The sequence below is a fragment of the Bdellovibrio sp. NC01 genome (genome assembly GCF_006874625.1).
Taxonomy (GTDB): Bacteria; Bdellovibrionota; Bdellovibrionia; order Bdellovibrionales; family Bdellovibrionaceae; genus Bdellovibrio.
This window is the reverse complement of sequence record NZ_CP030034.1, coordinates 2,631,692-2,656,585: the sequence shown is the minus strand read 5'-3', so window position 1 is coordinate 2,656,585 and position 24,894 is coordinate 2,631,692. Positions and strand designations below refer to the sequence as shown.

At 45.5% G+C, this 24,894-nt stretch carries 22 protein-coding genes; 10 read left to right on the top strand and 12 right to left on the bottom strand.

What is annotated here, in order from left to right:
* Positions 1–4: 4 nt before the first annotated feature.
* From DOE51_RS12695 to DOE51_RS12680, 4 genes are all read left to right on the top strand, one after another.
* A complete protein-coding gene (locus DOE51_RS12695; RefSeq protein ID WP_142696931.1) occupies positions 5–922 on the top strand; it encodes an ADP-ribosylglycohydrolase family protein in 918 nt (305 codons plus the stop codon).
* 23 nt (positions 923–945) lie between these two features.
* On the top strand, positions 946–2,238 hold the full coding sequence (locus tag DOE51_RS12690; RefSeq protein WP_142696930.1) for a putative Na+/H+ antiporter: 1,293 nt from the start codon (positions 946–948) through the stop codon (positions 2,236–2,238).
* Between the two features lie 211 nt (positions 2,239–2,449).
* The gene (locus DOE51_RS12685; RefSeq protein ID WP_142696929.1) at positions 2,450–6,142 is read left to right on the top strand and encodes an ABC transporter transmembrane domain-containing protein; all 3,693 of its coding nucleotides are present in this window, start codon (positions 2,450–2,452) and stop codon (positions 6,140–6,142) included.
* 121 nt (positions 6,143–6,263) lie between these two features.
* Entirely contained in the window at positions 6,264–6,857 is a 594-nt protein-coding gene (locus DOE51_RS12680; protein WP_142696928.1) for an NADPH-dependent FMN reductase, read from the top strand.
* A 57-nt stretch (positions 6,858–6,914) separates the two neighbouring features.
* Here the strand turns inward: DOE51_RS12680 and DOE51_RS12675 are convergent, their stop codons facing one another.
* The 5 genes from DOE51_RS12675 to DOE51_RS12655 form a co-directional block, all read right to left on the bottom strand.
* Entirely contained in the window at positions 6,915–7,127 is a 213-nt protein-coding gene (locus tag DOE51_RS12675) for a hypothetical protein (protein WP_142696927.1), read from the bottom strand.
* 87 nt (positions 7,128–7,214) lie between these two features.
* A complete protein-coding gene (locus tag DOE51_RS12670) occupies positions 7,215–8,672 on the bottom strand; it encodes a cell wall metabolism sensor histidine kinase WalK (RefSeq protein ID WP_142696926.1) in 1,458 nt (485 codons plus the stop codon).
* Positions 8,650–9,333, bottom strand: a complete 684-nt coding sequence (locus DOE51_RS12665; RefSeq protein ID WP_142696925.1) for a response regulator transcription factor — start codon at positions 9,331–9,333, stop codon at positions 8,650–8,652. Before DOE51_RS12665 ends, DOE51_RS12670 begins: the two co-directional genes overlap by 23 nt.
* Positions 9,334–9,336: 3 nt before the next feature.
* Positions 9,337–11,442 carry an LTA synthase family protein gene (locus DOE51_RS12660; protein WP_246845078.1) on the bottom strand — a complete coding sequence of 702 codons (2,106 nt, stop codon included), beginning with the start codon at positions 11,440–11,442 and terminating at the stop codon, positions 9,337–9,339.
* Positions 11,443–11,494: 52 nt separating this feature from the next.
* On the bottom strand, positions 11,495–11,911 hold the full coding sequence (locus DOE51_RS12655) for a hypothetical protein (protein WP_142696924.1): 417 nt from the start codon (positions 11,909–11,911) through the stop codon (positions 11,495–11,497).
* A 190-nt stretch (positions 11,912–12,101) separates the two neighbouring features.
* Between DOE51_RS12655 and DOE51_RS12650 the strand changes: the two genes are divergently transcribed.
* The 5 genes from DOE51_RS12650 to pdxH all read left to right on the top strand — a co-directional run bounded on the left by DOE51_RS12650 (position 12,102) and on the right by pdxH (position 16,362).
* Positions 12,102–14,075, top strand: a complete 1,974-nt coding sequence (locus DOE51_RS12650; RefSeq protein WP_142696923.1) for a DUF4105 domain-containing protein — start codon at positions 12,102–12,104, stop codon at positions 14,073–14,075.
* A gap of 18 nt (positions 14,076–14,093) precedes the next feature.
* Positions 14,094–14,459, top strand: a complete 366-nt coding sequence (locus DOE51_RS12645; RefSeq protein WP_142696922.1) for a DUF2388 domain-containing protein — start codon at positions 14,094–14,096, stop codon at positions 14,457–14,459.
* A gap of 95 nt (positions 14,460–14,554) precedes the next feature.
* The gene (locus tag DOE51_RS12640) at positions 14,555–14,962 is read left to right on the top strand and encodes a response regulator (protein ID WP_142696921.1); all 408 of its coding nucleotides are present in this window, start codon (positions 14,555–14,557) and stop codon (positions 14,960–14,962) included.
* A 113-nt stretch (positions 14,963–15,075) separates the two neighbouring features.
* Positions 15,076–15,768, top strand: coding sequence for an FKBP-type peptidyl-prolyl cis-trans isomerase (locus DOE51_RS12635; RefSeq protein ID WP_142696920.1), 693 nt, complete (start codon positions 15,076–15,078; stop codon positions 15,766–15,768).
* A gap of 6 nt (positions 15,769–15,774) precedes the next feature.
* Positions 15,775–16,362, top strand: coding sequence for a pyridoxamine 5'-phosphate oxidase (gene pdxH, locus DOE51_RS12630; RefSeq protein ID WP_142696919.1), 588 nt, complete (start codon positions 15,775–15,777; stop codon positions 16,360–16,362).
* On the opposite strand, the gene DOE51_RS12625 is transcribed toward pdxH, so the two are convergent.
* The 6 genes from DOE51_RS12625 to DOE51_RS12600 all read right to left on the bottom strand — a co-directional run bounded on the left by DOE51_RS12625 (position 16,346) and on the right by DOE51_RS12600 (position 19,821).
* Entirely contained in the window at positions 16,346–16,891 is a 546-nt protein-coding gene (locus tag DOE51_RS12625; RefSeq protein ID WP_142696918.1) for a hypothetical protein, read from the bottom strand. The genes pdxH and DOE51_RS12625 overlap by 17 nt on opposite strands.
* Positions 16,892–16,966: 75 nt before the next feature.
* Positions 16,967–17,263: a YqjD family protein gene (locus DOE51_RS12620; RefSeq protein ID WP_142696917.1), complete on the bottom strand. Its 297-nt coding sequence runs from the start codon at positions 17,261–17,263 to the stop codon at positions 16,967–16,969.
* A 117-nt stretch (positions 17,264–17,380) separates the two neighbouring features.
* Positions 17,381–17,986, bottom strand: coding sequence for a GNAT family N-acetyltransferase (locus DOE51_RS12615; protein WP_142696916.1), 606 nt, complete (start codon positions 17,984–17,986; stop codon positions 17,381–17,383).
* Positions 17,958–18,287: a hypothetical protein gene (locus DOE51_RS12610; RefSeq protein WP_142696915.1), complete on the bottom strand. Its 330-nt coding sequence runs from the start codon at positions 18,285–18,287 to the stop codon at positions 17,958–17,960. Before DOE51_RS12610 ends, DOE51_RS12615 begins: the two co-directional genes overlap by 29 nt.
* Before the next feature lie 153 nt (positions 18,288–18,440).
* On the bottom strand, positions 18,441–18,830 hold the full coding sequence (gene apaG, locus DOE51_RS12605) for a Co2+/Mg2+ efflux protein ApaG (RefSeq protein ID WP_142696914.1): 390 nt from the start codon (positions 18,828–18,830) through the stop codon (positions 18,441–18,443).
* 13 nt (positions 18,831–18,843) lie between these two features.
* Positions 18,844–19,821: a hypothetical protein gene (locus DOE51_RS12600; protein ID WP_246845077.1), complete on the bottom strand. Its 978-nt coding sequence runs from the start codon at positions 19,819–19,821 to the stop codon at positions 18,844–18,846.
* A 108-nt stretch (positions 19,822–19,929) separates the two neighbouring features.
* On the opposite strand from DOE51_RS12600, the gene DOE51_RS12595 reads away from it, so the two are divergent.
* Positions 19,930–21,492, top strand: coding sequence for a leucyl aminopeptidase family protein (locus tag DOE51_RS12595; RefSeq protein ID WP_246845076.1), 1,563 nt, complete (start codon positions 19,930–19,932; stop codon positions 21,490–21,492).
* Between the two features lie 41 nt (positions 21,493–21,533).
* Here the strand turns inward: DOE51_RS12595 and DOE51_RS12590 are convergent, their stop codons facing one another.
* Positions 21,534–24,695: a tail fiber domain-containing protein gene (locus DOE51_RS12590; RefSeq protein ID WP_142696912.1), complete on the bottom strand. Its 3,162-nt coding sequence runs from the start codon at positions 24,693–24,695 to the stop codon at positions 21,534–21,536.
* Positions 24,696–24,894 lie beyond the last annotated feature (199 nt).

Sequence of the window (24,894 nt, the reverse complement as noted above, 5' to 3'; positions counted from 1 at the left end):
GGGAATGCATAATTCCGAAGATAAAATTTTAGGTATGTTATGGGGGCTGCACGCTGGTGATTCACTAGGAGCCCCCTTAGAATTTTTAGACCCGTCTGCAACTTGGAACTCCGTCACCGAGATCACAGGTGGGGGAAAGTTTTGTTGGAAAGCCGGCGAGGCCACTGACGACACGGACTTGATGTTGTGTGTTTTGAAGGCGATCCAAGGTCCACATAAATTTTCCTTCGATATTTTAAAACAAGAGATGTTGGCGTGGTTTGCTAGCAATCCTCCGGATATTGGCACAACGACGATTAAAGGTTTGCGCAATCTTAAAAACGGCCTGCCGTTACGTGATTGTGGTTTTGTGAATAATGCGTTTCAAGGTAACGGTTCGGTGATGCGTGTGGCGCCGATGGTGTTATTGGATGACGCACACGTGATCAGCACTTATCAAGGACGCAGCGAAGGCAGTTCGTTGCGTGAAGTTTTAAAAACACAAACCTTGATGACTCACGGTCACCATTATTGCGTTGAAACTGATGTCGTCTTTATCGCGGCATTGAAAGCGATTTTAGATGGTGCAAATAAGCTGACGGTTTTCAAAGCGGCCCAGCGTAAAGCTCAAGAAGTGTCGCCTGTGATTGCCGAACGTTTAGAAAAGCTTTTGCCACTTTCGTGGAGTGAAGTTCCAACCTCAGGATTTTGTATTGATACATTAACTGCAAGTTTGTGGGCCTTCATGAACTACAACTCTTTAGAAGATGCGGTGACTGCGATCATTAATCGTGGCGATGATTCTGATTCTTGCGGAGCCGTGACAGGGGCCTTGTGTGGTGCCTTTTACGGAAGTCGCGCCGTTCCTGCACGTTGGCTTAACAAATTAGAGTACAAAAACGAGATTCAGCAATTAATTAGCGCTTTCTTTAGACAGCACTAAACTTCTTTGAGTAGTATGAAGGTATGACATACTCTCATACTATCGAAATTCTTGGTGCCGCATTTTTTGGAATCGCAGTCGTTCACACGTTTTTAGTGGGACGTATTCTTGCGTATTCGCATAAATTTCCCAAGCATTCGATGACCTCAAATATCTTGCATCTTCTGGGCGAGATTGAAGCAGTCTTTGCTATTTGGGCTGCACTGTTTATGGCGGTCTTCATTGCGATTGAGGGTTGGACTCCGGCGATCACGTATCAAAAGTCTTTGGACTTTATCGAACCGTTCTTTATTTTTGCGATTATGGTGGTGTGTTCGACTCGTCCGGTATTAACCGCAGCACGCCAAGGGATTTTGTTCCTTAGTTCTGTCTTACAAAAAATATTTAGAACGCCAGCCATTTTGACCGATCTTGCGGTGGTGCTTATCGTGGGGCCACTAAGTGGCAGTTTTATCACGGAACCAGCAGCCATGACGGTGACTGCTTTCATGCTGAATTCAATGTTGCAAAAAGAATCGAGCAAATTGATTTACGCATTGATTGCGGTGCTGTTTGTGAACGTATCGATTGGTGGAGCCTTAACTCCGTTTGCTGCACCTCCGATTTTGATGGTTGCAACTAAATGGAATTGGGATTTCCAATTCATCATGACTCATTTCGGTTGGAAAAGTGCCTTGGCTGTCATGGTGAATGCGCTGGGTTTGATTTTAATTTTTAGAAAACAGTTTTCTGAAAGTTGCATTACGCTGAAAACAGTTGAAAGCCGTTTGAATGCCGCACACGCGGAAATTCCGTGGACTGTGACGTTGGTGCATTTGCTTTTTGTGGCGGGGATTGTAGCGACCGCCCATTATCAAAATGCGTTCTTGGGAATTTTCCTTTTATTTATGGGTGTCGCGAGTGTGACTCAACGTTATCAAGATCACCTGCGTTTGAAAGAAAGCTTGCTCGTATCCATGTTCTTGGGCGGGATTATTCAATTCGGTGCTTTTCAAAAATGGTGGTTGGCTCCGCTTTTGGCGGGTATGAGCGACGTGATCTTATTTAAAGGAGCGGTGGCATTGACCGCGATCACGGACAATGCGGCTTTAACATATTTGGGATCTCAGGTTGAAAGTTTAACGGAAGCGAGCAAATACGCGCTGGTCGGGGGAGCCATCGCGGGCGGTGGTTTGACAATCATTGCCAATGCACCCAATGCCGCTGGTTATTCGATTTTAAGTCAAAAATTCCCCGGAGGAATCAAGCCCTTAAATCTGTTGATTGCAGCGCTTTTGCCGACAGCGGTCGCAATTTTCTTTTTATGGGTGCTATGAAATAGTAGACAAAGCTATTTCCGTTCACTATCCTAACTTCACCCAACAGAGAGGAGGACACGATGATTCTGTTTGATTCAATCAATATGAAGTCTAAAAAAGATGCTCCTTCTCTTTCCGCATTCTAAGGTCGCAGTCTTTTTTCAGGACTAAACAAGACACCAAACCCGGCTTCCTTTGATATAAAATTTTAATTTCCGAATGGATTCGCATGAATTTTTTTAGACGTTTGTTCTTTACAGAAGTCAGTCCGCTTGTGCAAAAAGCGAAGCACAAGATCATTGATGAAACGGACTTGCTTCCTTTACCACCGGATCTTGATCCGCGCACGACAACTTTAGATCTTGCAAAGATCAATTGGCAGTCGGCGCAGAAGCATCTTTATTCGTTGATTTTTGCAGCTCGAAAACTCGCGGTGCCGGCTTATCTTTGGTATACGGCCAGCGCCTTGTTTTCGCTTTGTACACCGGTGCTTGTGCATCGCTTTGTCGGATTGATTTCTTCCGGAGTTACGGAAGCAAATCTTAAAGAGACATTATTCTATGGCGTTTTGCTGGGAATTTGCGGTTTCTTATCTGGTTTCGCGATTCAACATTATTTCGCGCGCACACTTCGCACGTATCAGCTTGTCACAAACTTGCTGAATGAAAAGATTTTCCGTCACAGCTTAAAACTGAGTCTGCAAGCCCGCCAAAAAAATCAATTGGGCGACATTGTGAACTACATGGGCAGTGATAGTGAATCCGTCGCCGATATCGCATTGATCATGGCCGAGATTTTTTATGCCTTCTTCATGATTATCGCGATCGTGGGAATGCTGTTCTATTATATCGGTCTGTCGACGATTGCGGCCGTTGTCGTTTTATTGACACTGGCACCGTTGACGAAGTTCATCGGCAAGGCCTTCACGCGTCTTGATGACGAGATGATGAAACAACGTGATCACCGCGTGACGTTGATGACCCAGGCGTTGGGTGCGATCCGTGTTGTGAAATACTTCGCGTGGGAAAAAAGTGTCGCGAAAGAAGTGAACGAAGTGCGTGAAAAAGAATTGTCGGCACGTCGTCATTTGGCGCGCGCTGAAACTTATTCGTCGCTAGGCTACTTAGGTGTTTCGACATTTGTATTGTTCGTGGCCCTGGCGACCCATGCCTGGCGCGGGGAAAAACTGGATGCCGCATTGATCTTTACGTGTATTTCGTTGTTTGGATTGCTTGAAGGTCCCTTCGGCGAGCTTTCACGACTGATTTCACGCTATACCCAAGCCCTTGTCGGTGCTCGTCGTATTTTGGCATTCCTTCAACAAGAAGAAGTGTCAGAGAAAAAAGGCCAAGTCGATACTTCAGGTCGCGCAACGGGTGTCCATGTTGAGCATTTGACAGTGTCGTATGAAAATGCGGCAACGCCTGTGTTGAAAGATTTGAACTTCACAGTGGCGCCGGGAAAATCTTTGGCGATCGTCGGACCCGTTGGTTCTGGCAAAAGCTCTTTGATTCATACGTTGCTTGGCGAAATCACAAGTTCTGCGGGCAGCATCACGTATTCGGGTTTGGAGTCCAATGCACTTCGTCCCAAGACAGCCTACGTTCCGCAAGAAGCGTACATCGTCAATGCGTCGTTGCTTGAAAACTTAAAATTCGGTGAAGACGTGAGCGGTGAAGAGCTGCGCCGTGCACTTCACAACGCCTGCTTAGATAAAGACTTAAAAGAGTGGAAAGCAGGACTGCGTACCGAGATCGGCGAAAAAGGTGTGAATCTTTCCGGCGGTCAAAAACAACGTGTCGCTTTAGCGCGTGCGTTTTTATCAAATCCGCAAGTGGTGTTGTTAGATGATCCATTGTCGGCAGTCGACGCTGAAACTGAAAACTTGTTAGTGCAACGTCTGATTTTTGGCGCATGGAAAGACAAAACGCGTATTGTTGTGACTCATCGTCTGGAACATTTGAATGCCTTCGATCAAGTGATCTATCTAGAAGACGGCGAGATCAAAGGCAAAGGCACGTTCGCAGATCTAAAGGCAAGCTGTCCTGAATTTGTCGAATTCTATTCAGAGCACGGCAAAACACAAGGTGAAGCTGAGCATCAAGCGGCCGAAGTTCATGCTCCGGTTGCGGAAACGACGGCAGCACCTGAACTGAATGAATCGCGTGTCACTGAAGACGAAGACCGCGAAGTGGGCGCTGTTAAAGGATCAGTGTATTGGGATTACATTCGCTCTTTGGGCGGGGATCATCCGACATGGAATCCAATTATTTTGTCATTATTATTCTTGGGCGCAGTTGCTGTGACGGCACTGCCGCTTTTGCAAAAGTGGTGGTTGTCATATTATTCAAGTCATCAAAGTGAATGGGTGGCTTTAACTGCTGTAGGGATTTACGGTGTTTTGGGTGTCATCGTTTTGCTTGCAAGCTTACTTGATAACTTGTTCTGGCTAAGCCGTGGTATCCAAGCCGGTAAAGACATGCATGATAAAATGTTGAAGAGCGTTTTGAAGGCGCCAGTACGTTTCTTTGACTCGACTCCGGTGGGTCGTATCTTGCAACGCTTTTCACGCGACATTGAATCGGTCGACGTGTATCTGCAATGGAGCTTTAGTTCCGCGGTCAACTGTGCGATGCAAGTTTTAGCGTCGTTGATTTTGATCTTGGGTGTGATGCCGTATATGGCGTTAGTGATCGCACCAGTGATGTTCATGTATTACTTGCTTCAACGTGACTATCGTAGACCTGCACGTGAAGTAAAACGTTTGGACAGTATTGCGCGTTCACCTCGTTATGCTCACTTTAAGGAAAGTTTGCAGGGCCTTGCGGTGATTCGTGGCTTCAACAAGAGTGATTGGTTCTTGCAGAACTTTTACGAAAAGCTTGCGCACTCACAGCGTATGTTTTTTTCGCACTATATGTTGAACCGTTGGTTTTCTTCGCGCATCCCGATGGTCGGTGGTTTGATTTCGGTTGCAACCGCCATTGGTGTGACGTTGTCAGCACATTACGGTTTGATCCAGGCGGGGACTGCAGGTTTGGTGACGATGTATTCGTTGTCATTCTGGGCATTCCTAAATTGGGGTGTCAGAATTTTTGCTGATATCGAATCGCGCATGACTTCCATCGAACGTTTGAAGTTCTTTGCGAATTTGCCAGCGGAAAAAGACACCTTGATTTCATTGCCGCAGCCACTGAGTGAAACATGGCCGGAAAAAGGTGAAATCGAAGTGCAAGATCTGCAAGTGCGCTATGCCACGCACTTACCGTTGGTTTTGAAAGGTATCACTTTCAAAGTTCAAGCGGGGACACGAGTTGGTATCATTGGCAGAACCGGTTCTGGTAAAAGTACTTTCTTCCAATCATTGTTCCGCTTCGTTGAGGCTGAACAAGGAAGTATTGCTATTGATAGCGTGAATATCGCAGGTGTTCCGTTGGAGCGATTGCGCCGCAGTCTTGCGATCATTCCGCAAGATCCGACTTTATTCATGGGTACGATCCGCAATAACTTGGATCGCTACAATGAATATACGGACGGTGAAGTGATCACGGCGTTGAAACACGCATCGATGTGGGAGTTCGTAGACACTCTTCCACAATCGTTGAATTCTGTTGTGACTGAAGGCGGTTTGAATTTAAGCCAAGGTCAAAGACAGTTGTTGTGTTTAGCGCGCGCACTTTTGACAGAAGCAAAAGTTATCGTGATGGACGAAGCGACAGCCAGTGTGGACGTACAAACGGATGCCATTCTTCAAAAAGTCATCCGCGAAGCGTTCAGTGGCGTCACAATGTTGATTATCGCCCATCGTTTGGGAACGATTGCTGACTGTGACCAAATCGTTGAGATTTCTGCTGGTACGGTGAAATCAATTCGCAAGCCACATGAAATTTCACAAAAAGAAATCGAAGAAAGTCTTGTCTAACCCAATCAGCTGTTTACTTCCGTGAGAGGTAAACAGCTGATTGTCCTTTATCATATTAAGCCCCGAATCTTTGTCGCCCCATTTTAAATTGATAAAATGAAACCTTGAAAAGAGGTGAGTCATGGCTGCAAAGAAAATTCTGACGCTAGTGGGTGGGATCAGTAAAAATTCTTTAAATCAAAAAGCTTTCAGAATGATGAAGGAATTGGCGCCGAAAGAATTCGAGCTACAGACCTTCGATATCACGAAGCTTCCATTCTTTAACTATGACGATGAAAATAATCCTCCTCAAGTCGCAGCAGACTTTAAAAAGATGGTCGAAGAAGCTGACGCTATTTTATTTATCACTCCAGAATACAATCGCTCGTTCCCAGGCGTTTTAAAAAATGCGATCGACTGGGCTTCGCGTCCCTATGGTCAAAGTAAATGGAAGGGCAAAAAGGCTGCTGTCATGGGCGCATCCATTGGTGCCATCGGTACATTCGGCGCACAACACCATCTGCGCCAAGTTCTGGCGTATCTGGATGTTGAAGTGATGGGCCAACCCGAATTTTATTTCAACGCCGGAAAAGCCTTCAATGAACAAGGCGAATGCAAAGACGAAAGCACGCTGAAGTTTGCAAAAGATTATTGGACCGCTTTTGAGAAGTTTTTAAAAGCGCACGAACAGACGACTTCGCCAAAACAACAAAAACAAAACGAAGCACAGATGTAAAAAAAAAGGGACCCGAAGGTCCCTTTTTAACTAAGAGCAAAGCTCGAAGTACTCAGACTAGTGAGCAGCTTCTTCTTTTTTCTCTTCAGTTTTAGCGGCTTTTTTACCGTGGTGTTTTTTAGCAGCTTTTTTCTCAGCTTTAACTTCTTCTTTTGCAGGAGCAGCAGCCGCTGGAGCAGCAGTTGTAGTTGTTGCAGCTGGAGCAGTTTCGTTAGCTTGAGCGATAACACCTGCGAATACGATAGACATCAAAACAGAAGCGATTTTCATTGTAACCTCCAATGGTTATTTTTAGTTAGCCTCAATCGGAACATGCTTAGACTAACAAAGGAGGTTAAAACCGTGATTAAAAGCAGATTAAATGTTTTTCATTACAAAGATGAACCGCGCTCCGCTTCCCGTGTGATTTTCAGCACTTAGCTTGGCGTCGTGAAGATTCGCGATTTTCTGCGCAATAGCTAGACCTAGACCGAAGCCCTTTACGCGACTTTCCATATTAGATCCGCGCGAGAAACGTTCAAAGATAAACGGCAATTGTTCTTCGGGAATGCCCGGGCCGTTATCTTCAACCACCAACGCACTTGTATCATTCTTATAAGTTAGAACGATCGAAACAGATTCATTGTTCGGCGAGTACTTGATCGCATTTTCGATAATATTAAAGATCAAATTTTCCAGTAGATCTTTATCGCCGCGAACAAGTTTGCGATCTTCATCTGACTGATTGTCGATGTTCAATTTAAGCTTAATAGATTTTGAATTCGCCAACTTTTCACAACGAGTCAGGGCCTCGAAGACCAACTCATCCAAAGACAGCTCTTGCAAATTCAAAGCACCAAGGCCGGCATCGGCACGTGCGAGCAACAACATCTCTTGCACGATGTTCGAAAGATTATCAACTTCTTGCAAAGAGCTTTTAATAAATTGATCGACATCGCGCTTTTCGCTTTTGCTTAACAGTTCGAGTTCTTGGCGCATGATCGTCAGTGGCGTCAAAAGTTGGTGTGAAGCATCGGCAACAAATCGTTCCTGACTTTGGAAGGCTTGTTGAATGCGGTCGAGCATTTCATTCAAAGTTAAAGCAAGCTTATTAATTTCATCTTTTGCATGGGGCACAGGAATACGCGCTGACAATTCGCTGGCGCGAATTCTTTGGGCAATCGCGATCATGCGATTCACCGGTGCTAAGGCACGAGCGGATAAGAACAATCCGCCGAAAGTGGCGATCAGCAACACAAAGGGAATACCTAGCTCAAGTAACGTCAGACGTTTTGAAATCTGAGTTTCAAGCAAGGTCATTGGCACTGCGATTTGCAAAAGCAGTTGCGGTTTGGCGGCATTATCTAGCGGGAAGGAAATCAAACGATACGAATCGGCTTCGGCAGACGGGATATTGCTGATGTGCTCAATCGTACGATAAGTCGCTTCCTCACCGGACCAGATGCGTTCGAAATCTTTTTTATAAGGCGGATTGAATTCACCGAAATTTCCCACACGCGCAAGGACGGCGCCCGAGCTGTGGCGCACTTGAATCAATGCCGTACCCAAAGGAAAAGGCAGGATCTTACCGTGATCTAGGCGCAAAGGCGGGAAGTTCAAGTCACCTTTGACACCGATTTCAACACCTTCAGAAACGTCGACGGCATAATTGAATAGGGCATCGTCGAAATCTTGCTGAAGATTATCGATCATCATTTTAAAAACGAAAGTGTTGAACAAGATCGTCGTGACCCCGAAGATCGCGACGAAAATGATCGACAAGCGCAGGCGGATACTGAAACCAGAAAAGAATCTATAAATTCTCTTTAAGAACATATCCGGTACCTACAACTGTGTGGATGAGTTTCTTAGAGAAAGGCGCATCAATTTTCTTACGAAGCAAGTTGATATAAACGTCGATCACGTTGCTTTCAGAGTCGAAGTGAATGTCCCATACATGCTCTGCAATAGAAACACGTCCCAATGGACGTTCCGGATTTCTTAAGAAGTATTCAAGAAGAGCGAACTCTTTTGTCGTCAAAGAAATTTCTTGTCCCGCACGGCGAGCTTTTCTTTGAATCAAATCAAGTTCAAGGTCGGCATATTTCAAAGTATTAGAAACGGCACCACCGTTCGGTGATTTACGACGAAGCAAAGCACGCACACGCGCATGCAACTCATCAAAGGAATAAGGCTTCGTCAAATAATCGTCAGCACCAGCATCTAAACCGTGAACTTTATCTTTTGTCGTTGAAAGGGCCGTGACCATAAGAATCGGACCTTCATAACCGTCACGGCGCAAGTGTCTTGCGGTATCGATACCGTTTTGATCAGGCAACATCACATCCAGAATCACAAGGTCGTATTCACCTTGAGCCATATACGATTCCGCAGCCGTACCGCTTTCAGCGACGTCCACTGCATAGCCGACTTCGTTCAGGCCTTTTTTAAGGAAATTGGCCATTTTGACTTGATCTTCGACGACAAGAATCCGCATGGCTTAGTGATCCTTTCTGTTCTCTTGCTTCTCTTTCATGAAATAGTAATCCAGGACACTCATCAAGGATTTATATTTCGTCGAGAGCTCTTTTTCGTTTTCAGTGATATCGGCAGGGGCTAATTTCGCAAATTGATTGTCCGCTGTGCTTTGCCATTTCATGGCGTGATCGTCTTTGCTTTGACCTGCCACCAGAACCGCGCCTTGCTGATTCGCGATCAAATTCGAAGCATTCACGGCGTAATCAGGGGTATTAGAAAACAAATCACGCGCAAGGCTGTAGTAAGGACGTTCTGACAACGCCAAATTGTAAAGAGTCGGCAAAATATCCGCATGCGAGCCAAATGAATTCGGCGGCAATTTTTTGCGAATGGCAGCAGGCATATACATATACAATGGCACGGAACCTTTTTGCAGAACTTCGTCTTCGCCAAAGTTCACAATCCAGAATGTATGATCGCCGGTCACCGCAATAATCAAATTATCCTTCAGCGGGGAGTTCTTCACGCGGTCTAAGAACTTCGCCAATTGTTCTGTTGAATAGCGATAAGTTTTAAAACGATTTTGCGCCAAAGCTTTGTCAGCGATAAGGCGTGATTCCAACTCTGCGGGAACTTTAAATTCAGGTGACTTGTACGTTGACGGCAATTGATACGGAGGATGATTTGTCGTCGTCATCGTCAATAAAAACTGCGGCGTTTTTGCTTCCGTCAAAGTTTTATAGACGTAATCAAAAAGATCTTCGTCGTAAATTCCCCAATCATGTTTTTCTTTAACACCCGAATAGTCAGCGATTTCCGCTTCACCTTCAACCGTGTCAAAGTCTTGGCGAAGAGCAAATTTATTTACTTCACGCCATCCCGGATTACCACCGTAAATGAAGCGTGCTTTGTAGCCAGCATTTTTGAAGGTACGGGCCGGGGAGGAGCGGAAAGGCACTTGCAAGTAACCACTTTCCGTTAAAAATTCACTGATCGGGCGTTGCGGAGAACCAATCATCAAGCAGCTTAGTGAGCCAATCGTTGCGTTCGTGCTTGAAAGGAAGTTCGTGATGTAAGTGTCCTGTTCAAAGTGCTTGCGCAAACTTCCAACCAGGTCGAATTCAGGCTTATCGTATTTAAGCCAATAGCCACCCATGGATTCCATCACCAGCAACAACACATGCGGCTTTGTTTTTTCAGCCCACGGGTTTTTACCAGTCATATGTTTCAGAAGATCCAGCGGTTCTTGCGGAACTTGCTCAACCGGAACTTTAAAGAAATCAGCAAAAGCTTGGCGATAATTTTCGCCATAACCGAAGTGTTGCAGATTGCTGTCCCAGCGACTGTTGCTTTGTGATTTTAATTCGATGGCACGTGTGAAGGCGCGCGTGCCGTTGAAGCTTAAGTGATTCACGAAAATATTTTTTGAAATCCCGGTATCCATTTCGCTTAAAGGAAATAATCCTAAAGAACCCCGTGCACCAACACCGTTCAAAAAGAAAATCGCCAAAGCAAAAAGCACGAATACGGGATAAGAAACTTTGGTTGCTTTTAAAGGAACCCACTCTTTGCCTTGAGTGAAGTTTAACTTTAAGCCCTTCCACAAAAGCCACGTGAATAAAATCAGGCCTGCGAAAATCCAGATCACTGGATAGTTGCGCCAGATGGTTTTGATCAAGGCCGTCGTATCATCTTCAAAGAAACCAAAGATCAAAACGTTGATGCGATCTTGATAGAAACTGTAGAAACCAAAGTCCACCGCCGTGATGTAAGTCACGATGAACAAAAAGACGGTGTAAAAAGGAATCAAGAACTTAGCGAAGCGTGTGTAGATGCGCTCTAAAAGTGGCTCGCAAAATTTAAAGCCCGCAAAAAAGCTCACCAAAAACAGAATCAATAACGGCACGGCATTGATGTAAAATAAAATGGTGCTGTCGAAGCGTGCGCCTAAGATAAACGCTTGCACAACATCGCTATGAACGTTCGCAAGATCTTGTGAATTTCCGTAGTAAGCAAGAAAGGCAAGGCGCCATAAAAAGCCGATGCCAATGAAGACGACATTTACGATCAGGATGCGTTTAAGATAAAGCCAAAATGCGTTCAGCCAGCGGGCGCGAGATTTTTCCATCTAGACAGCGAAAATCTCACTTTGCTGGCTCTTACGCAACTTTAAAAAGGATCTATTCAGCTAACTTACCGAAGTCCCATTTTTTATTTGGATCTGTGGGTGGAACAAAGGTGCGACCGGTGTTCTTTGCGGCCTCAACGGTCTTAATGTTTTTATCTTCGTCGGCAGTGACAGTGACAGCGCCACCATCTGCTTTTTTGCTGGCTTCCAAAGCTTTGAGCATTGCAGCAAAGTTTGAACGATTGCGTGATAAAGAATAAATGCCTTTCACGGAATCGCCCTCGAACATCACCTCGATATCATCAGAAATATCGCGCACGATACGCACCTTGGCACTGAAGGACTTGTCCGTGTTTTTCTCTTCTTGCTCATAAAGATTGGCGTTGTACTGTGATTTCGGTTTTGCAGCAGGCGTGTCTCCGGCATGCGCAGAACTCCCAAGAACGACGGTCAAAATGATGGTCAACATAGAGTGGCTCCTTAGGGTTCTTTTCGGAAAAATTGGCGCCTTGCAGTAGTCGTTTATGGAGTCTTTTCCACTATTGGAACAGCGTGAATTGGCAGGTGTCAGACTTCTAACTCTGCCTCTGGGACTGTAATGCAATAGGTTTCATTTTGAGACGGTTTTGCTTTGGCCAAAATCTTGCCTGTGACCTTGCATGTTGAAGATTCAAGCTTTAGCTATGCAAAGCAAAAACTGGGTTCTAGCGCTTGCCCTTATGGCAACGACGCCGGCCCATGCTTTGGAGTATAAATTAGCGACTTCAATGCCTGCAACCGAACGTCAGGCCGTCAAAACTCTTCTACTCAAAGCGGATAGCCTATTGCCCGCGACTTTGAAGCAAGCCCTGCAAGAAGTCACAGTGAAAGTTGAAAACATCAAAGGCGGGGATGGTCGCGCTATTGGTGTTTCATCAGGTCGCAATCGCAGCATCACATTAGCGCCAAGTATTTTACCTGCACTCATCGCAGGCTCCGAAAATTCTGCAAAGACAGGGCGCACTCATAAAACCGCGTATCAAGAAGCTCTTGCAACTGTATTGCACGAAACAACTCACTTGTACGATTACGTGAATGTTCACTCCGCAGAAGAGTGGAAGTGGATTTCAGAGTGCGATCGCACGTTTGAACAAAGTAAAGATGACCGCACCAGAATGCGCCCGGCAGAGTGTCAGTCTTACGAAAAAATGCATACGTCACTGTCAGGTAATCCATACTTCTTGCAGATCGCAGGATGGATGGGGATGTCTGATAACGGCTTTTCCGGTCGCACACCAGACGCTTACGAACTGACAGATCCTAAAGAATATTTAGCAGTGAACATGGAGTACTTCCTTCTTGATTCACAATACAAATGTCGTCGTCCTGGGATGTATCGTTTCTTGTCTTCGCACTTTAAACACGTTCCGTTTGCGGATGTGACGTGTGATCAGCAATTAGGATATGTCGTTCCCAATAGCTCTTATAAAATGGCGCAAATGCTGAATATTGATCCAGCACGCGTTTACCAAGTTCATTATCTTTTTGCAGAAAAAGGCGAAGCGATGATGAGTGGTTGGGGGCACGCAATGATTCGTCTTGTGGTGTGCTCGCCGCAACGTAAAGAAGTGGGCCCTGAGTGTCTGCGCGATATCGAAAGTCATTTGGTGTTAAGCTTCCGCGCCTTCGTCGATTCGATGTCGATCAGCACGTGGGCGGGGCTGAGTGGTAAATACCCTTCGCGGTTATTCATTCTGCCAATGAATCAGGTTATTGATGAATACACTAAAGGCGAATTCCGCGCGTTAAGAAGTTTGCCGCTAAAACTTTCGCGTGAACAAATCACGAATGTCCTGACTCGCTCGGTGGAAGTGCACTGGTCTTACGAGGGCAAATACTACTTCGTATCGAATAACTGCGCGACGGAAGCATTTAATCTTTTGCAGTCCTCATTGTTATTGCCAGACATCATGTTCTCGGAAATTAAGACGCCGATTTCCTTGTATGATCTTTTGATTAAAAAGAAATTAGCTGACGAAAGTGTGTTGAAAGATCATCAACGCGCGATTCAGTGGGGCTATTATTTCGACTCTTTTAAAGAGCGTTATAATACGAGTTTTGCGGTCGCTAAAAAAGCTTTGCCGAAGATGCCAGCACAAAACTTCGAGGAGTATTTCAAGCTTTCAGCCTCGCGAAGATCGTTTGTCATTCGCAGTATTCAGCCTGAAACGCCCGATCGTTTGAAAGCGGTTGCCGCCTTGTATTTGTTAGAGCTTGCAGCTGAACGCCGTTTGCAATCGGCGATGCTGAGTGATTTGCAAAGCGCTTTGATGGAAGAAATCAATGCCGCTAACAAGGGTGAAAAGCGTTCGAACTCTGCTGAGGGAACGATCGTCGATAATTACTTAGAGTTGTCACAGCTTTTTGCGAAAGCCTCATCGTTTTTGCCGAAAGACTTAGGTTATGGATTGCCGGATAAAGCAGAGCTTGCTCAAGCCCAAGCGGGTATTGATGCGAAAGCGCAACACGCCTCTGAAACGGCAAAAGAAACGCAGAAACTGACGAAGGAATTAACGTCAGACGTTCTTTTGCAAGAGGCCGATTTGATTAAGACCAATATTGAATTGTTAAAGAAACTATTAAAAGGAAACTAACCCCCGAAAGGAAAACACATGAAATCACTTGTTCTTTCAGCATCTATTTTATTGGCAGGTATCGCGGCAGTGGCTCATCCAGGTCACTACCATGGTGGCGGTTGCTACAATTGCGGTCGTTCAGACGCCAATGATGTCGCTTCAATCTTGAGCGCGTATTCTGGTTCTCTTCTTTTGACGTCTGCAAGCATGTGCGCAGATGGTCCTGGCTGTTACTACAAAGAAATCATCGTTGAATCAAAAGACGACGCGGCTTTGTACTTGGCAACGGGTGGCGAACAAAAAGGCGTGAAATTGACACGCGCACTTGAAGTTCTTCGCCAAATGGATCCGTCAAACACGTCTTCGGACGAGAAATTGGCTCAAGATATCTTGAACTACTAGTGGACGGCAGCAAGGGAGAGTTTCGACTCTCCCTTTTTTTATTCCTTGCGCTCCAAAATCGAAGCTGAGAGCATGAACACATCAATAGGTTGCACATGATTGAAGTGTTGTTCGTGGATGACGAGTTGGATACGCTCCAGCTTGCGAAAGTAAAATTTGAAGGCGAGACGTCCGCGGATGGGGTGACTATTGCGACGGCGGCCAATGCGCAAGAATGTTTGACCTACCTTGAAAATCGCGGCGAGTGTTCGCGAGTTCTAGTCGTTTCCGATCTGAGCATGCCCGAAATGGACGGCATTGCGCTTCTTAAAGTGATTCAAAAAAGATTTCCGCAAGTTAAGGTGTATATCTGCACCGCTTTTGATACTCCCTTTTTGCGTAAGAACTCAGCGGAAAAAGGGGCTTTGCGCTTTTTCACGAAGCCTTTAGATTTTAAGGCTTTGCGTTTGGCGATGCTCGAAGATTTTGCTGTGGAATTCGCGGCCAAAGACTCTGCAAAATAAAGGCGCGAAGGTCTTAACATTTGATGTCGGAGCGCATCATCTATTTGAAAATTCAAGAAATCATCGCAAGATGAGTGGTCTGTGAAAATAACAACCTTAATGAGGAGACAGCAATGAATAAGTTGGTATTGGGAAGCCTTGTACTTGCAATGGCATTCACAACTGCTTGTAACAGAAAAGTAAAGTTGGACAACGATATTAAAAAAGCGAGCTATGCAATTGGCCAGCAAATCGGTGGTAACTTGAAACAACAAAACATCGAGTTCGATGCAGACGCTTTGTCACAAGCGTTGAAAGATGCTTCAGCTGGTAAAAATGAAATGTCTAAAGAAGACATGCAAGCAGCTATGATGAAGCTTCAAGAAATGGCGATGAAAAAACAACAAGAACAAGCTGATTCAAATGCAAAAGCTGGTAAAGAGTTCTTGGAAAAAAATAAAACAGCTGCGGGCGTGAAAACAACTGCTTCTGGTCTTCAATACATCGTTGAAAAAGAAGGCACTGGCGCAACTCCTAAGAAAGAAGACGTAGTAAAAGTACACTACAAAGGTACTTTGACTAATGGCGAACAATTCGATTCTTCTTACGACCGTGGTCAACCAGCTGAATTCCCAGTTGGTGGCGTAATCCCAGGTTGGACTGAAGCTCTTCAATTGATGAAAGTTGGCGGCAAAGCTAAACTTTTCATCCCACCTGAACTTGCTTACGGCCCATCAGGTCGCCCAGGTATCCCACCAAATTCAGTTTTGGTTTTCGAAGTTGAATTGATGGATATCGTAAAAGCTGACAAAAAAGCTAAGAAGTAATTTCTGATGCTTGATTTAAGCCAAGACCCTTTTCTTCACTTCGAGCGACTTCTTAATGAAGCCGGAGAGAAAAATGTCCCTGAAGCCAACGCAATGACGTTGGCAACAGTGGATGAAAAGGGCGTGCCCTCAGCACGCATAGTTTATTTTAAAGAACTATCGGCTGGGGGTTTTGTTTTTTATGGCAACTACAACAGTCATAAAGGACATGACATCTCAGTAAATCCAAACGTCTGTTTGAATTTCCATTGGCCCGTTCTGTGGCAGCAAATTCGTATCACTGGTAAAGCCGAAAAGATCTCTGCAGCTGAAAGCGATAAATATTTCAGAACTCGCGCACGTCTTAGTCAAATTGGAGCCTGGGCTTCAAATCAAAGTGAAGAGTTGAAACACTACGATCACTTAGCATTACGTGTTCAAGAGTATGAAAAACAATTCGATGGGCAAGAGGTTCCACGTCCTCCGCATTGGGGCGGATGGCGAGTGATCCCGACAGAAATTGAATTCTGGTTCGGTCTCACAGGCCGTCTTCATGAAAGATACATCTATCAAAAAACGTCTTCTGGTTGGAAGACTCTTATGCGAAACCCGTAGGCGGAACTGGCTGATCGCCACGCTCTGTCGGTTTCACTGGTCCCATCATATCTTCTCTGTGGCGAGCTTGACGACGATGACGTCGTTCTTTGCGTGCATCGATGTGATCCATAATGAATAAAGATAAAGCTTCGTCCAATCCGGGAGCGCCCGAGTGTTTTTGTTGTTCGGCTTTTTCTTTTTCTTCCTTCTTAGCTTTTTGCGCTTTTACTCCGGGCCATGCATGCATGAACATGTACATGTAACCGGCGATACAAACGGCCGCTAAAATAATTCCCGACCAAAACTGGGCGCCGGGATTGAAATAGCCGACAGTATCGTATTGATGAGTAGCGCTGATCAGACTTAATAAAAGTCCACCGCAAGTGAAGATGATCGAAGCGAATCCCAGGAGAATAAGAGCGATGGGTTTGCGACTGCGCGAAGCCACTTCATCTAAAACCTCAAGGGCAATTGCTTTGATGTTTAAATCGTTTGATGGTTTTGAGCCGAATAAGAAACTCAGTGCAAGAGAAAGCCACTTCATCATATCACGTACCTCAGTGTTAGAAATTTTCTGGAGTTAAAAGAAAGAGCGAAGGCAGCACCTTCGCTCTTTAATAAATTAATCGCGAGAGCGACGAGCAAGAAGACCCGCAACGAAGCCGATAGCGCAAGCGCCAAGCACAGTTGCTACAGGGTGATCTTTTACGAAGTCTTCAGAAGTAGAGTAAGCGTCTTTCGCTCTGCTTTTGATTTGATCGTAACGATCTGCCCACATGCTTCTCATATCTGATTGCATGTCTTCAGCTTTAGATTTGATTTCAGACTTTGCATCGTTGTAGATGCTTTTGCCTGTGTCGAGGGCTTGTTTACCAGTAGACTTAATGTCATTCACAAATTCTCTTGATGGTTCTGCCATAGGATCCTCCTTTTAAATGGTGACAGCCTTAGCTCCTATTGTGAGAGGAAGAGCCACGAGGCTCCAGAGAAGTTTCATGAACTTGTCATGGTTCAAAAACTGCGCCGAAAAGCGCTGTTATCGCGCAGTTAATTTATTTGGCTGTCTAAACTTAAATCCAAATTCTTCGCAAGTTGCAACGTACAGAACCATGTCTTGCCATTTCCCATGAACGTACAAACGGCGAGGACTCAAGCTTTCCTTGCGGAGTTTTATGTTTTTCGCGACACGAATCGAAGCTTTATTTTGCGGAGAAATTCCCGCTTCGATGCGATGAAGTTTTAAATCTTTAAAGGCAATATGAATCGCAGCTTCGCAGGCTTCGCTTGCGTAACCGTTATTCCAGTGATTATTGAAGATGCGATAACCTAAATAGGCATTTTGAAAAATCGCGCGCGAAATATCCATCAGAGTCACCATTCCGATGTACATGCCATCGTCTTTTCTGAAGATACCGAATTCATAAAACTTATCTTGGGCACGCAGAAGATTTTGTTTTTTCAAAAGTTCTTTGAATTTTTTTAAAGTCAGTTCGGAATCAACCCAGTTGGTTTCATCCCATTCATTTTGCGGAGGGCGCATTGATGAATAAGCCTGCGCCCAATTTTCATAATCGTACAACTCAAGCGGACGTAAAATCAGACGCTCGGTTTTTTTAAAGATAGGCAGCTGTTTGCTTTTCATAAAGTCCCCCGGGGATTAGTTTCAGGGGAATGCGCTCTAGGTTGCAATAATAATAAGTTAAATTGTGAGCACTGCGCACGACCGCTTTGTGATCAAGGTGACCGACTAAGCGAACTTCCACATTAACACTTTCATCTTTGGGAATGGCGACTAATTTCGGTGTGACGTAATTCGTGCGTTCTCCGTTAATCCAGATTTCCGCACCTTCTTGTTCAGAAACGACCATGCACAGGCACATGTCTTTCGCAGGCTCCTGCACGCGAGTTCCAAGAAGTTCTCTTAAGTTTTTGAACCAAACCATTGTAGTCCTCCACCGAAGTCGGCGAAGGAAATATCACAGCTGGAGCGAAAAGCCAGGGGAGTTGTCGAAAAACTAGACCTCGGCTGCAGTGCTGCGGAGCGCTGCTCCAGCTTGCGCGACTGCCGTCGCTCCAGCACTGCCGGCTGCCGCCGGTTAGTGAATCGCCATAGGGGCGATTAAATAGAATTCAGGGATTTCCACTGTAAAACTTTCGCCGTTTTCAGCGGTCATGAAATAGCGACCCTTCATGCTGCCAGTGTTTGTGTGAAGTGGGCAGGCAGAGTCGTATTCGAAAGTTTGACCAGGTTGGATTTTAGGTTGAATGCCGATGACGCCAGGACCGCGCACTTCTTCTTTTGTTCCGAAGGCATCCGTGATGACCCAGTGACGGCTCATCAATTGTGCAGGGGAGCTTCCTAAATTAGTGATCGCGATTTTATAAGCAAAAAAATGATAAGACTGTTCGGGTCTTGATTCTGAAGGAACGTACACAACTTTGGCTGTGATTTGGAACTCTGGAAATACACTTTTCTGCGTCGACATGGGGAAAATGCTACTACCGAATTGGCAGATTCTCAATCTCAAAGACAATGGGATAGTGATCGCTCGGAAGTCGAAGTTTGGCCTCCATATTATGCGGGATGCTGTGTTCCATTCCGAATTCATCTTTGTAACGATACGCTAACGCGCTTTGCGCTTTTAAGTATTGCGCCATCAACGGTGACATAAACGTAAAGTCAATTTGTCGACCTTCTGTGCGCGTATTGTTTTTAACTTGATAAAAAGTGGCGCGTTTTTCAGCAGGTAATTGCGCAACTTCAAAAACATCTTGAAGCTTGGTTGTCGTGTAAATCTCTTTAAACTCTTCATCAGTTCCCGTGATACTGGCGTTTCCATTGAAGTCGCCTGCAATCATAATAGGCACATTGGGATGAACTGCTTCCAGCTCTTTATAAATTTCTAAAAGAGTTCGAAGTTCTGCCTGTCTTCTTTCAAAACCATTGGGATCAATGCGTTCCGGATCCAGGCGTGATTTTAAATGAGTCAACAGGATGATCATGAACGGCTTTTCTTTGTCGTTCATAAATAATCTTAGCTCCGCAACATCGCGTGAGAACTTATGACTCGTCGTTACCTTGCCACCTTTCACTTGATAACCGTGTTCAAGGCTTTGGCGTTCGTGCGGGTAGAGGTAATTGATGGGGCGGCTTTTGTTAGAAAGAACGTCGTAGTAATAGGGATGGTTCTTGCGAATTAAAAAACCGACATCGATATTGCGATCTGAATTTCCCTCAACCAATACTGGTGAATAGGCTTCATTCATAAAGAGTTTGTTGAAGTTTTTAAGTGACTCTAAACCGCCTACCTCGCACAGCATAATGATATCGGCGTTGATGTCGATCAGGCACTTCGCAATATCACGGCATTTTTTTAGAGATTTATTCTCGTATACAGAGATACTCGTGCGTTGCCACTGAGTTTCACTCAGCTTTAGCAACTCAGGCGTTGGCTCACCATCAAACAGCAGAAACAAGTTCTCTGCATTGAGTAAGCAAAATTTTAAATTTGTGGTCTCTGTCCACGTCATATTATGATTTTATGGTTTTTTAAAGGCTAAGCTCAAACTAAAAGTGAGGATCGCGTGGCAAAAAAAGCAGCTTCTAAAGCAGCTCCAAAAAAGACGGTGAAAAAATCAGCGTCTAATAAACTACAATTTCAATCTTGGATTGAAACCTTCGATTTCGGTAAGGAACTTAAAGTTAAAGGTGAACTTACTGGTTTCGTCTATTTCTTGGGTGTTGATGATTCAAACAAAGTAAAAAGCTTGATTGAAGATCACTCTTTGAACTGGCAATCAGAATCGTTGCATAAATCAGAGCGCGAGTTCATCTATTTCGTAGGTCAACAAGGGCCGGTATGGATTCTTCGTCCACGTTCTAAAAACTCTGTGGGTCATGATGGCTTGATCGATGAAGCGACTTACACTTGGGCGCGTGATCAATTTGGTGGCTTAGTAAATCAATTCAAGGCTCATCACTTGAAGGCCGTACAAATCGAATTCCATGGTACAGAAGCTGAACAGGATTTGGGTGCTTTGGTTGGTTTGGATATCGCTCCTTACAACTTCCGTCAGTTTGTTGACGGAAAGCAGTTGCTTGATCTTCCACGTGTCGCACTTCGTAAAACTTTGGGCGAACTTGATAAATCTGTTTTGAAAGATGCGATGGCGCGTGCGCGTGCCGTAAACTTAGCTCGTCACTTGGTCAACTTGCCACCGAATGATTTGAATCCGCAAACTTTCGCAAACCTTGCTGCTCGACAGCTTTCTTTCCCGTCGACTTTGAAAGTAGCGGTTTGGGATACACGCCGTTTGATTCAAGAAGGTATGGGCTTGCACGCGGCGGTTGGTCAGGGTGCTGACAACGGTCCATGCATGGTTCACTTGAAATACCGTCCTGCTAAAAAATCAAAAATGAAGCCGGTGGCCTTCGTTGGTAAAGGGATCACATTTGATACGGGCGGCTTGGATATCAAACCTTCAGCCGGCATGCGCTTGATGAAAAAAGATATGGGTGGCGCAGCCAGTGTTTTGGCGATGGCCGCGTGGGCAGCAGAAGCAAATTATCCAGGTCCTTTGGATTTCTATTTGGCCTTGGCTGAAAATGCTGTGGATGGAAAATCATTCCGTCCAAGTGATGTGATCACGGCACGTAATGGTTTGCGTGTTGAGATCGACAACACAGACGCTGAAGGTCGTTTGGTTTTGGCTGACGTTTTGGATGTGGCTTGCACTGCAAAAGGTGCTGACGAACCAGAATACGTCATCGACGTTGCCACTTTGACGGGTGCAATTAAAGTGGGTTTGGGTTCTGAAATCGCAGGTCTTTTCTCGAACGACGATGAATTGGCGACGGAACTGACTCGTGCGGGTCAACGTGCCGGTGATTTGAACTGGCGTATGCCGTTGTTTGAAAAATACTGGGGCGAGATGTCTTCGCCATTCGCAGATTTTAAAAACTCGGGTGGAGGTTTCGGTGGTGCGATCACTGCGGCTTTGTTTCTACAAAAATTTGTGGGCGGTAAGAAGTGGGCGCATTTAGACGTTTACGCTTGGACTGATAAAGTCCAAGGTGCGTTGTTGTCGAGTGGTGGCAGCGGTCAACCGGTGCAATGCTTGATCGAATTCTTGAATGCTCGTGTGTAGTATTTAAAAAAGAAAAAGGCTCCCAGAAGTGGGGGCCTTTTTTATTTGCAGACATTCGCTTTCGGATTCATCTGACATAATGATTCTTTAAGCGCTTGGTTTTGTTTTTCAAGGCTTTCAACTTTCGAGTTTAAAGCCGCGTTGTTAGACTTCAATGAAGCAATCTCGCGATCTTGTTTTTGATTTTCTGACGTCATCAAAGCATAAAGCTCTTTAATCGAATTAATAATCGGCGCCACCAAGTTTTGATAAGCCACTGATTTATAGCCATCGACGTTTTCAGCCACGGCTTCAGGAAAAACTTTTTCAACCTCTTGTGCGATCACACCGATTTGTTTTTCTGGTTTGTGTGGATCAATCCAGTTATATGTCACACCTTCAATGCGCAGAATTTTTTCAAGTGAATTTTCGATCGGTTGAATGTTCTTTTTAAGGCGTCTGTCTGAGGCCTGACCGAGTGTACCAGCCATCCAACCGTTACCATCCATTTTGACATAAAAGGCATTCGTCCACGCACCACCCGGAGCCCCACCAACAGAGTAGCCCAAGACAAAGTAGTCACTGCCTTCATCGCCGATGTTGACGCGTAGATATGTTTGATCCGTGGCATTCACGAATTTTGAAGCCCACACTTCGTCGGTACTTGATTCGACACCGCGGAACCACAATGCATTTCCGTAGCCTTGCACGCCCGCAGATTTAGTGACGCCAACTGCGACATCACCATTCACAACCAGCGGTTTGTCGACAGTTGTACCAATGCCCACATTGACACCGACGTTGCCTGAAAATGGGTTGATTAAAAATGGAGCCGCAGTGACGTTACCACCGATAAATGCCTGAACCATGGAGCTGACGCTACCAGTGCCACTCGTTGTGCCGAGGTAAGCACCAGAGCCGGTAGTGCCATTTACGAAATCACCATTTTGAATTTGCATAAGTGCTTGCGAGCCGCTTGCTCCTTGCACCGTTAAACGCGAAGTGGGTGAATTTGTTCCGATACCAACGTGACCACCGGTGCCGACGTAAACTCTGCTGGCACTTGCGGTGTAGTCGTAGAGTTCATAACCGCCATTGCCATTCGATAAATTAACGCCAGTTCCATAGACTTGTGCTGCAGCTGCAGCGGTCAATCCCGCATATCGAGTTTGTGCCGCTAAACCGTTGCTACCACTTTCGATATTCACGGTCGAACTAGCGGACGGGCGATAGACGGAAAGAGGATAGCTTGGCGTCAACGTCCCCATCCCAATATTGCCCGATGAATTAACATACATACGAGTTGTATTGTTCGTTTCGATATTCAATCCAAATGCATCATTTGTTCCGATGGATCCATCAGCACCAAAACTATTGCCGCCGTTTGCAAAAACACCAGACGCTGAATAGTTTGTACATCCCATCACACCCGAGGCATTGAACGTGATCAATTGACCCACACCACAGTTGAATGTAGTCAAGGCTGAACCCGTTCCATTAGAAACAATCATACGATCTGCGGTGAAGGATGTTGTACCCGTACCACCTTTAGCCACCGGTACAGTCGCAGGGAAATTTGTCGGATCTGCAGAAATCGTTCCTGAAGACACCGTAAGACCTGCACCCACTTGAACAGCACCTTTCGTAGATGTCGTCGCATCGTTAATCGAAATAGCTGGCGTCGTTGATCCCGTCGCAACAACGATCGGAGCTGTGCCCGTGACATTTGTTACGGTGCCATTTGTTGGAGTGATCCATTGTAAACCTGACGCTTGAGCTGAGTTCGCCGAAAGAACTTGGCCATTAGATCCAACAGGCACACGAATATTGTTCGAACCATCAAACGCGATGACATCGCCCTTTGTCGTTAGTGGAGAAAGAGAGTTGAAGGCCGATGTTGCAGTTGTTTGTCCTGTGCCCCCATTTGCGATGGGCAAAGTTCCCGTGATTTCACTGGCTAAGTTTACAGCGGCACCATTGCTTGCGGAGGTTAAGCGGCCTTGCGCATCGACAGTGATATTAGCTCGTGTGTAAGAGCCCGCAGTGACTGCCGTATTTGCCAAAGAAATAGTTCCCGTGGTTGTGATCGGACCACCATTTAAACCAGTGCCGGTCGCGATATTCGTAACCGTGCCGCCTGCATTGGTGTCAGTATCATTCGCACAATCCCAGCGTGAACTTGCCGCGACCCATTTCATCACTTGGCCATCTGCACACGCGACATTGTTTGGTTTGTAAGTCAGATATTTTGAAGCAGCACTGTTGATGTCGCCATAATCAAGTGTCACCGCACCAGTTTTTCCTGCAACTGAAGTGACTGGAAATGTAATCGCCGTGTTGGATGCGGATGTCAGGCGGCCTTTGGCATCGACTGTAAAAGTTCCGACCTGAGTTGCAGAGCCATAGCTGCCAGCACTGACCGTTGTGTTTGCTAAAGTTGGATTGGGATAAGTGCCACTTAAATCTCCGCCAGCAGAACCCGTTGGAGTGCGCGCATTTGTAAAGCGCGCATCATCACCAGCCGCCACCGTTCCTGAAGTTGTACCGACATTCAAAGTCACAAGGGGCGTGGACGTATTATTTGTGATTGTGACATAGCCGTTCGCGGAACTGACATTGGTCACGGTCCCACCACTTGCACCACTGACCGGCGAACAATAAAGGGCCGAACCATTCCAGCTTAAAAACTCATTGGCGGCACAAGTCGGCACGCCTGTTTTTAAAATAAAATCGGAAGCACTTTTATCACCCAATGTTTCGGCAGAAAGTGAATAAGCTGCAAAAGGCACCGAACGAATTTCGCTGGATGGTGAAATGATTTTCCAACCAATGCCGTCATGAAATTGCACTTTTAATAAACGTGTGTCACCCGAGGCTGCCGTGTAAGTCGAGCCTCCCGAACAATTTTGAACCGTTGAATTTTTGAAGGCATCTAAAAGTTTAAAGGTCGGGTCAGCGGGGAAAAGCTTTGTTCCTGTACCGATCGGAACGTCAAAGACACCCTTTGAATTCACCATGTTTACGTCATCCACTTGCTCTCGATAGATTACGCAAGTTCCAGTTGGATTGGTGATCTCGAAAAGAAAACTGACGTGAGCGTACTCTAGCGGAGTGCCATCCGTTTTTAAGATACGACCTTGATAGTTAAAAGAGTTCGGCGACGCTAAGGATAGCGAACAGAATAGAAAAACCAGAATGGATACAAGAGACGTACAAGTTTTCACTCTGAACTTATCGGCTTTTTAACCGGTTTTTTAAGGGTATGACGAGGATTTAATGAACTCCCATATGCCGCAAATGTATCGAATCGCTACGATTTTGTGGGGATTGCTCTGGTCGAAAAAATGGTGTCTTGATGACACCAATGTCGCTGGCCCGACGTTTGCTCTAGACGTTAGTACTTTCTTCATTGGGGAGGAAAGT

Coding starts and splice junctions, on each gene's coding strand:
- DOE51_RS12695 (WP_142696931.1), top strand. CDS start 5: ATGCATAATTCCGAAGATAAAATTTTAGGTATGTTATGGGGGCTGCAC.
- DOE51_RS12690 (WP_142696930.1), top strand. CDS start 946: ATGACATACTCTCATACTATCGAAATTCTTGGTGCCGCATTTTTTGGA.
- DOE51_RS12685 (WP_142696929.1), top strand. CDS start 2,450: ATGAATTTTTTTAGACGTTTGTTCTTTACAGAAGTCAGTCCGCTTGTG.
- DOE51_RS12680 (WP_142696928.1), top strand. CDS start 6,264: ATGGCTGCAAAGAAAATTCTGACGCTAGTGGGTGGGATCAGTAAAAAT.
- DOE51_RS12675 (WP_142696927.1), bottom strand. CDS start 7,127: ATGAAAATCGCTTCTGTTTTGATGTCTATCGTATTCGCAGGTGTTATC.
- DOE51_RS12670 (WP_142696926.1), bottom strand. CDS start 8,672: ATGTTCTTAAAGAGAATTTATAGATTCTTTTCTGGTTTCAGTATCCGC.
- DOE51_RS12665 (WP_142696925.1), bottom strand. CDS start 9,333: ATGCGGATTCTTGTCGTCGAAGATCAAGTCAAAATGGCCAATTTCCTT.
- DOE51_RS12660 (WP_246845078.1), bottom strand. CDS start 11,442: ATGGAAAAATCTCGCGCCCGCTGGCTGAACGCATTTTGGCTTTATCTT.
- DOE51_RS12655 (WP_142696924.1), bottom strand. CDS start 11,911: ATGTTGACCATCATTTTGACCGTCGTTCTTGGGAGTTCTGCGCATGCC.
- DOE51_RS12650 (WP_142696923.1), top strand. CDS start 12,102: ATGTTGAAGATTCAAGCTTTAGCTATGCAAAGCAAAAACTGGGTTCTA.
- DOE51_RS12645 (WP_142696922.1), top strand. CDS start 14,094: ATGAAATCACTTGTTCTTTCAGCATCTATTTTATTGGCAGGTATCGCG.
- DOE51_RS12640 (WP_142696921.1), top strand. CDS start 14,555: ATGATTGAAGTGTTGTTCGTGGATGACGAGTTGGATACGCTCCAGCTT.
- DOE51_RS12635 (WP_142696920.1), top strand. CDS start 15,076: ATGAATAAGTTGGTATTGGGAAGCCTTGTACTTGCAATGGCATTCACA.
- pdxH (WP_142696919.1), top strand. CDS start 15,775: ATGCTTGATTTAAGCCAAGACCCTTTTCTTCACTTCGAGCGACTTCTT.
- DOE51_RS12625 (WP_142696918.1), bottom strand. CDS start 16,891: ATGATGAAGTGGCTTTCTCTTGCACTGAGTTTCTTATTCGGCTCAAAA.
- DOE51_RS12620 (WP_142696917.1), bottom strand. CDS start 17,263: ATGGCAGAACCATCAAGAGAATTTGTGAATGACATTAAGTCTACTGGT.
- DOE51_RS12615 (WP_142696916.1), bottom strand. CDS start 17,986: ATGAAAAGCAAACAGCTGCCTATCTTTAAAAAAACCGAGCGTCTGATT.
- DOE51_RS12610 (WP_142696915.1), bottom strand. CDS start 18,287: ATGGTTTGGTTCAAAAACTTAAGAGAACTTCTTGGAACTCGCGTGCAG.
- apaG (WP_142696914.1), bottom strand. CDS start 18,830: ATGTCGACGCAGAAAAGTGTATTTCCAGAGTTCCAAATCACAGCCAAA.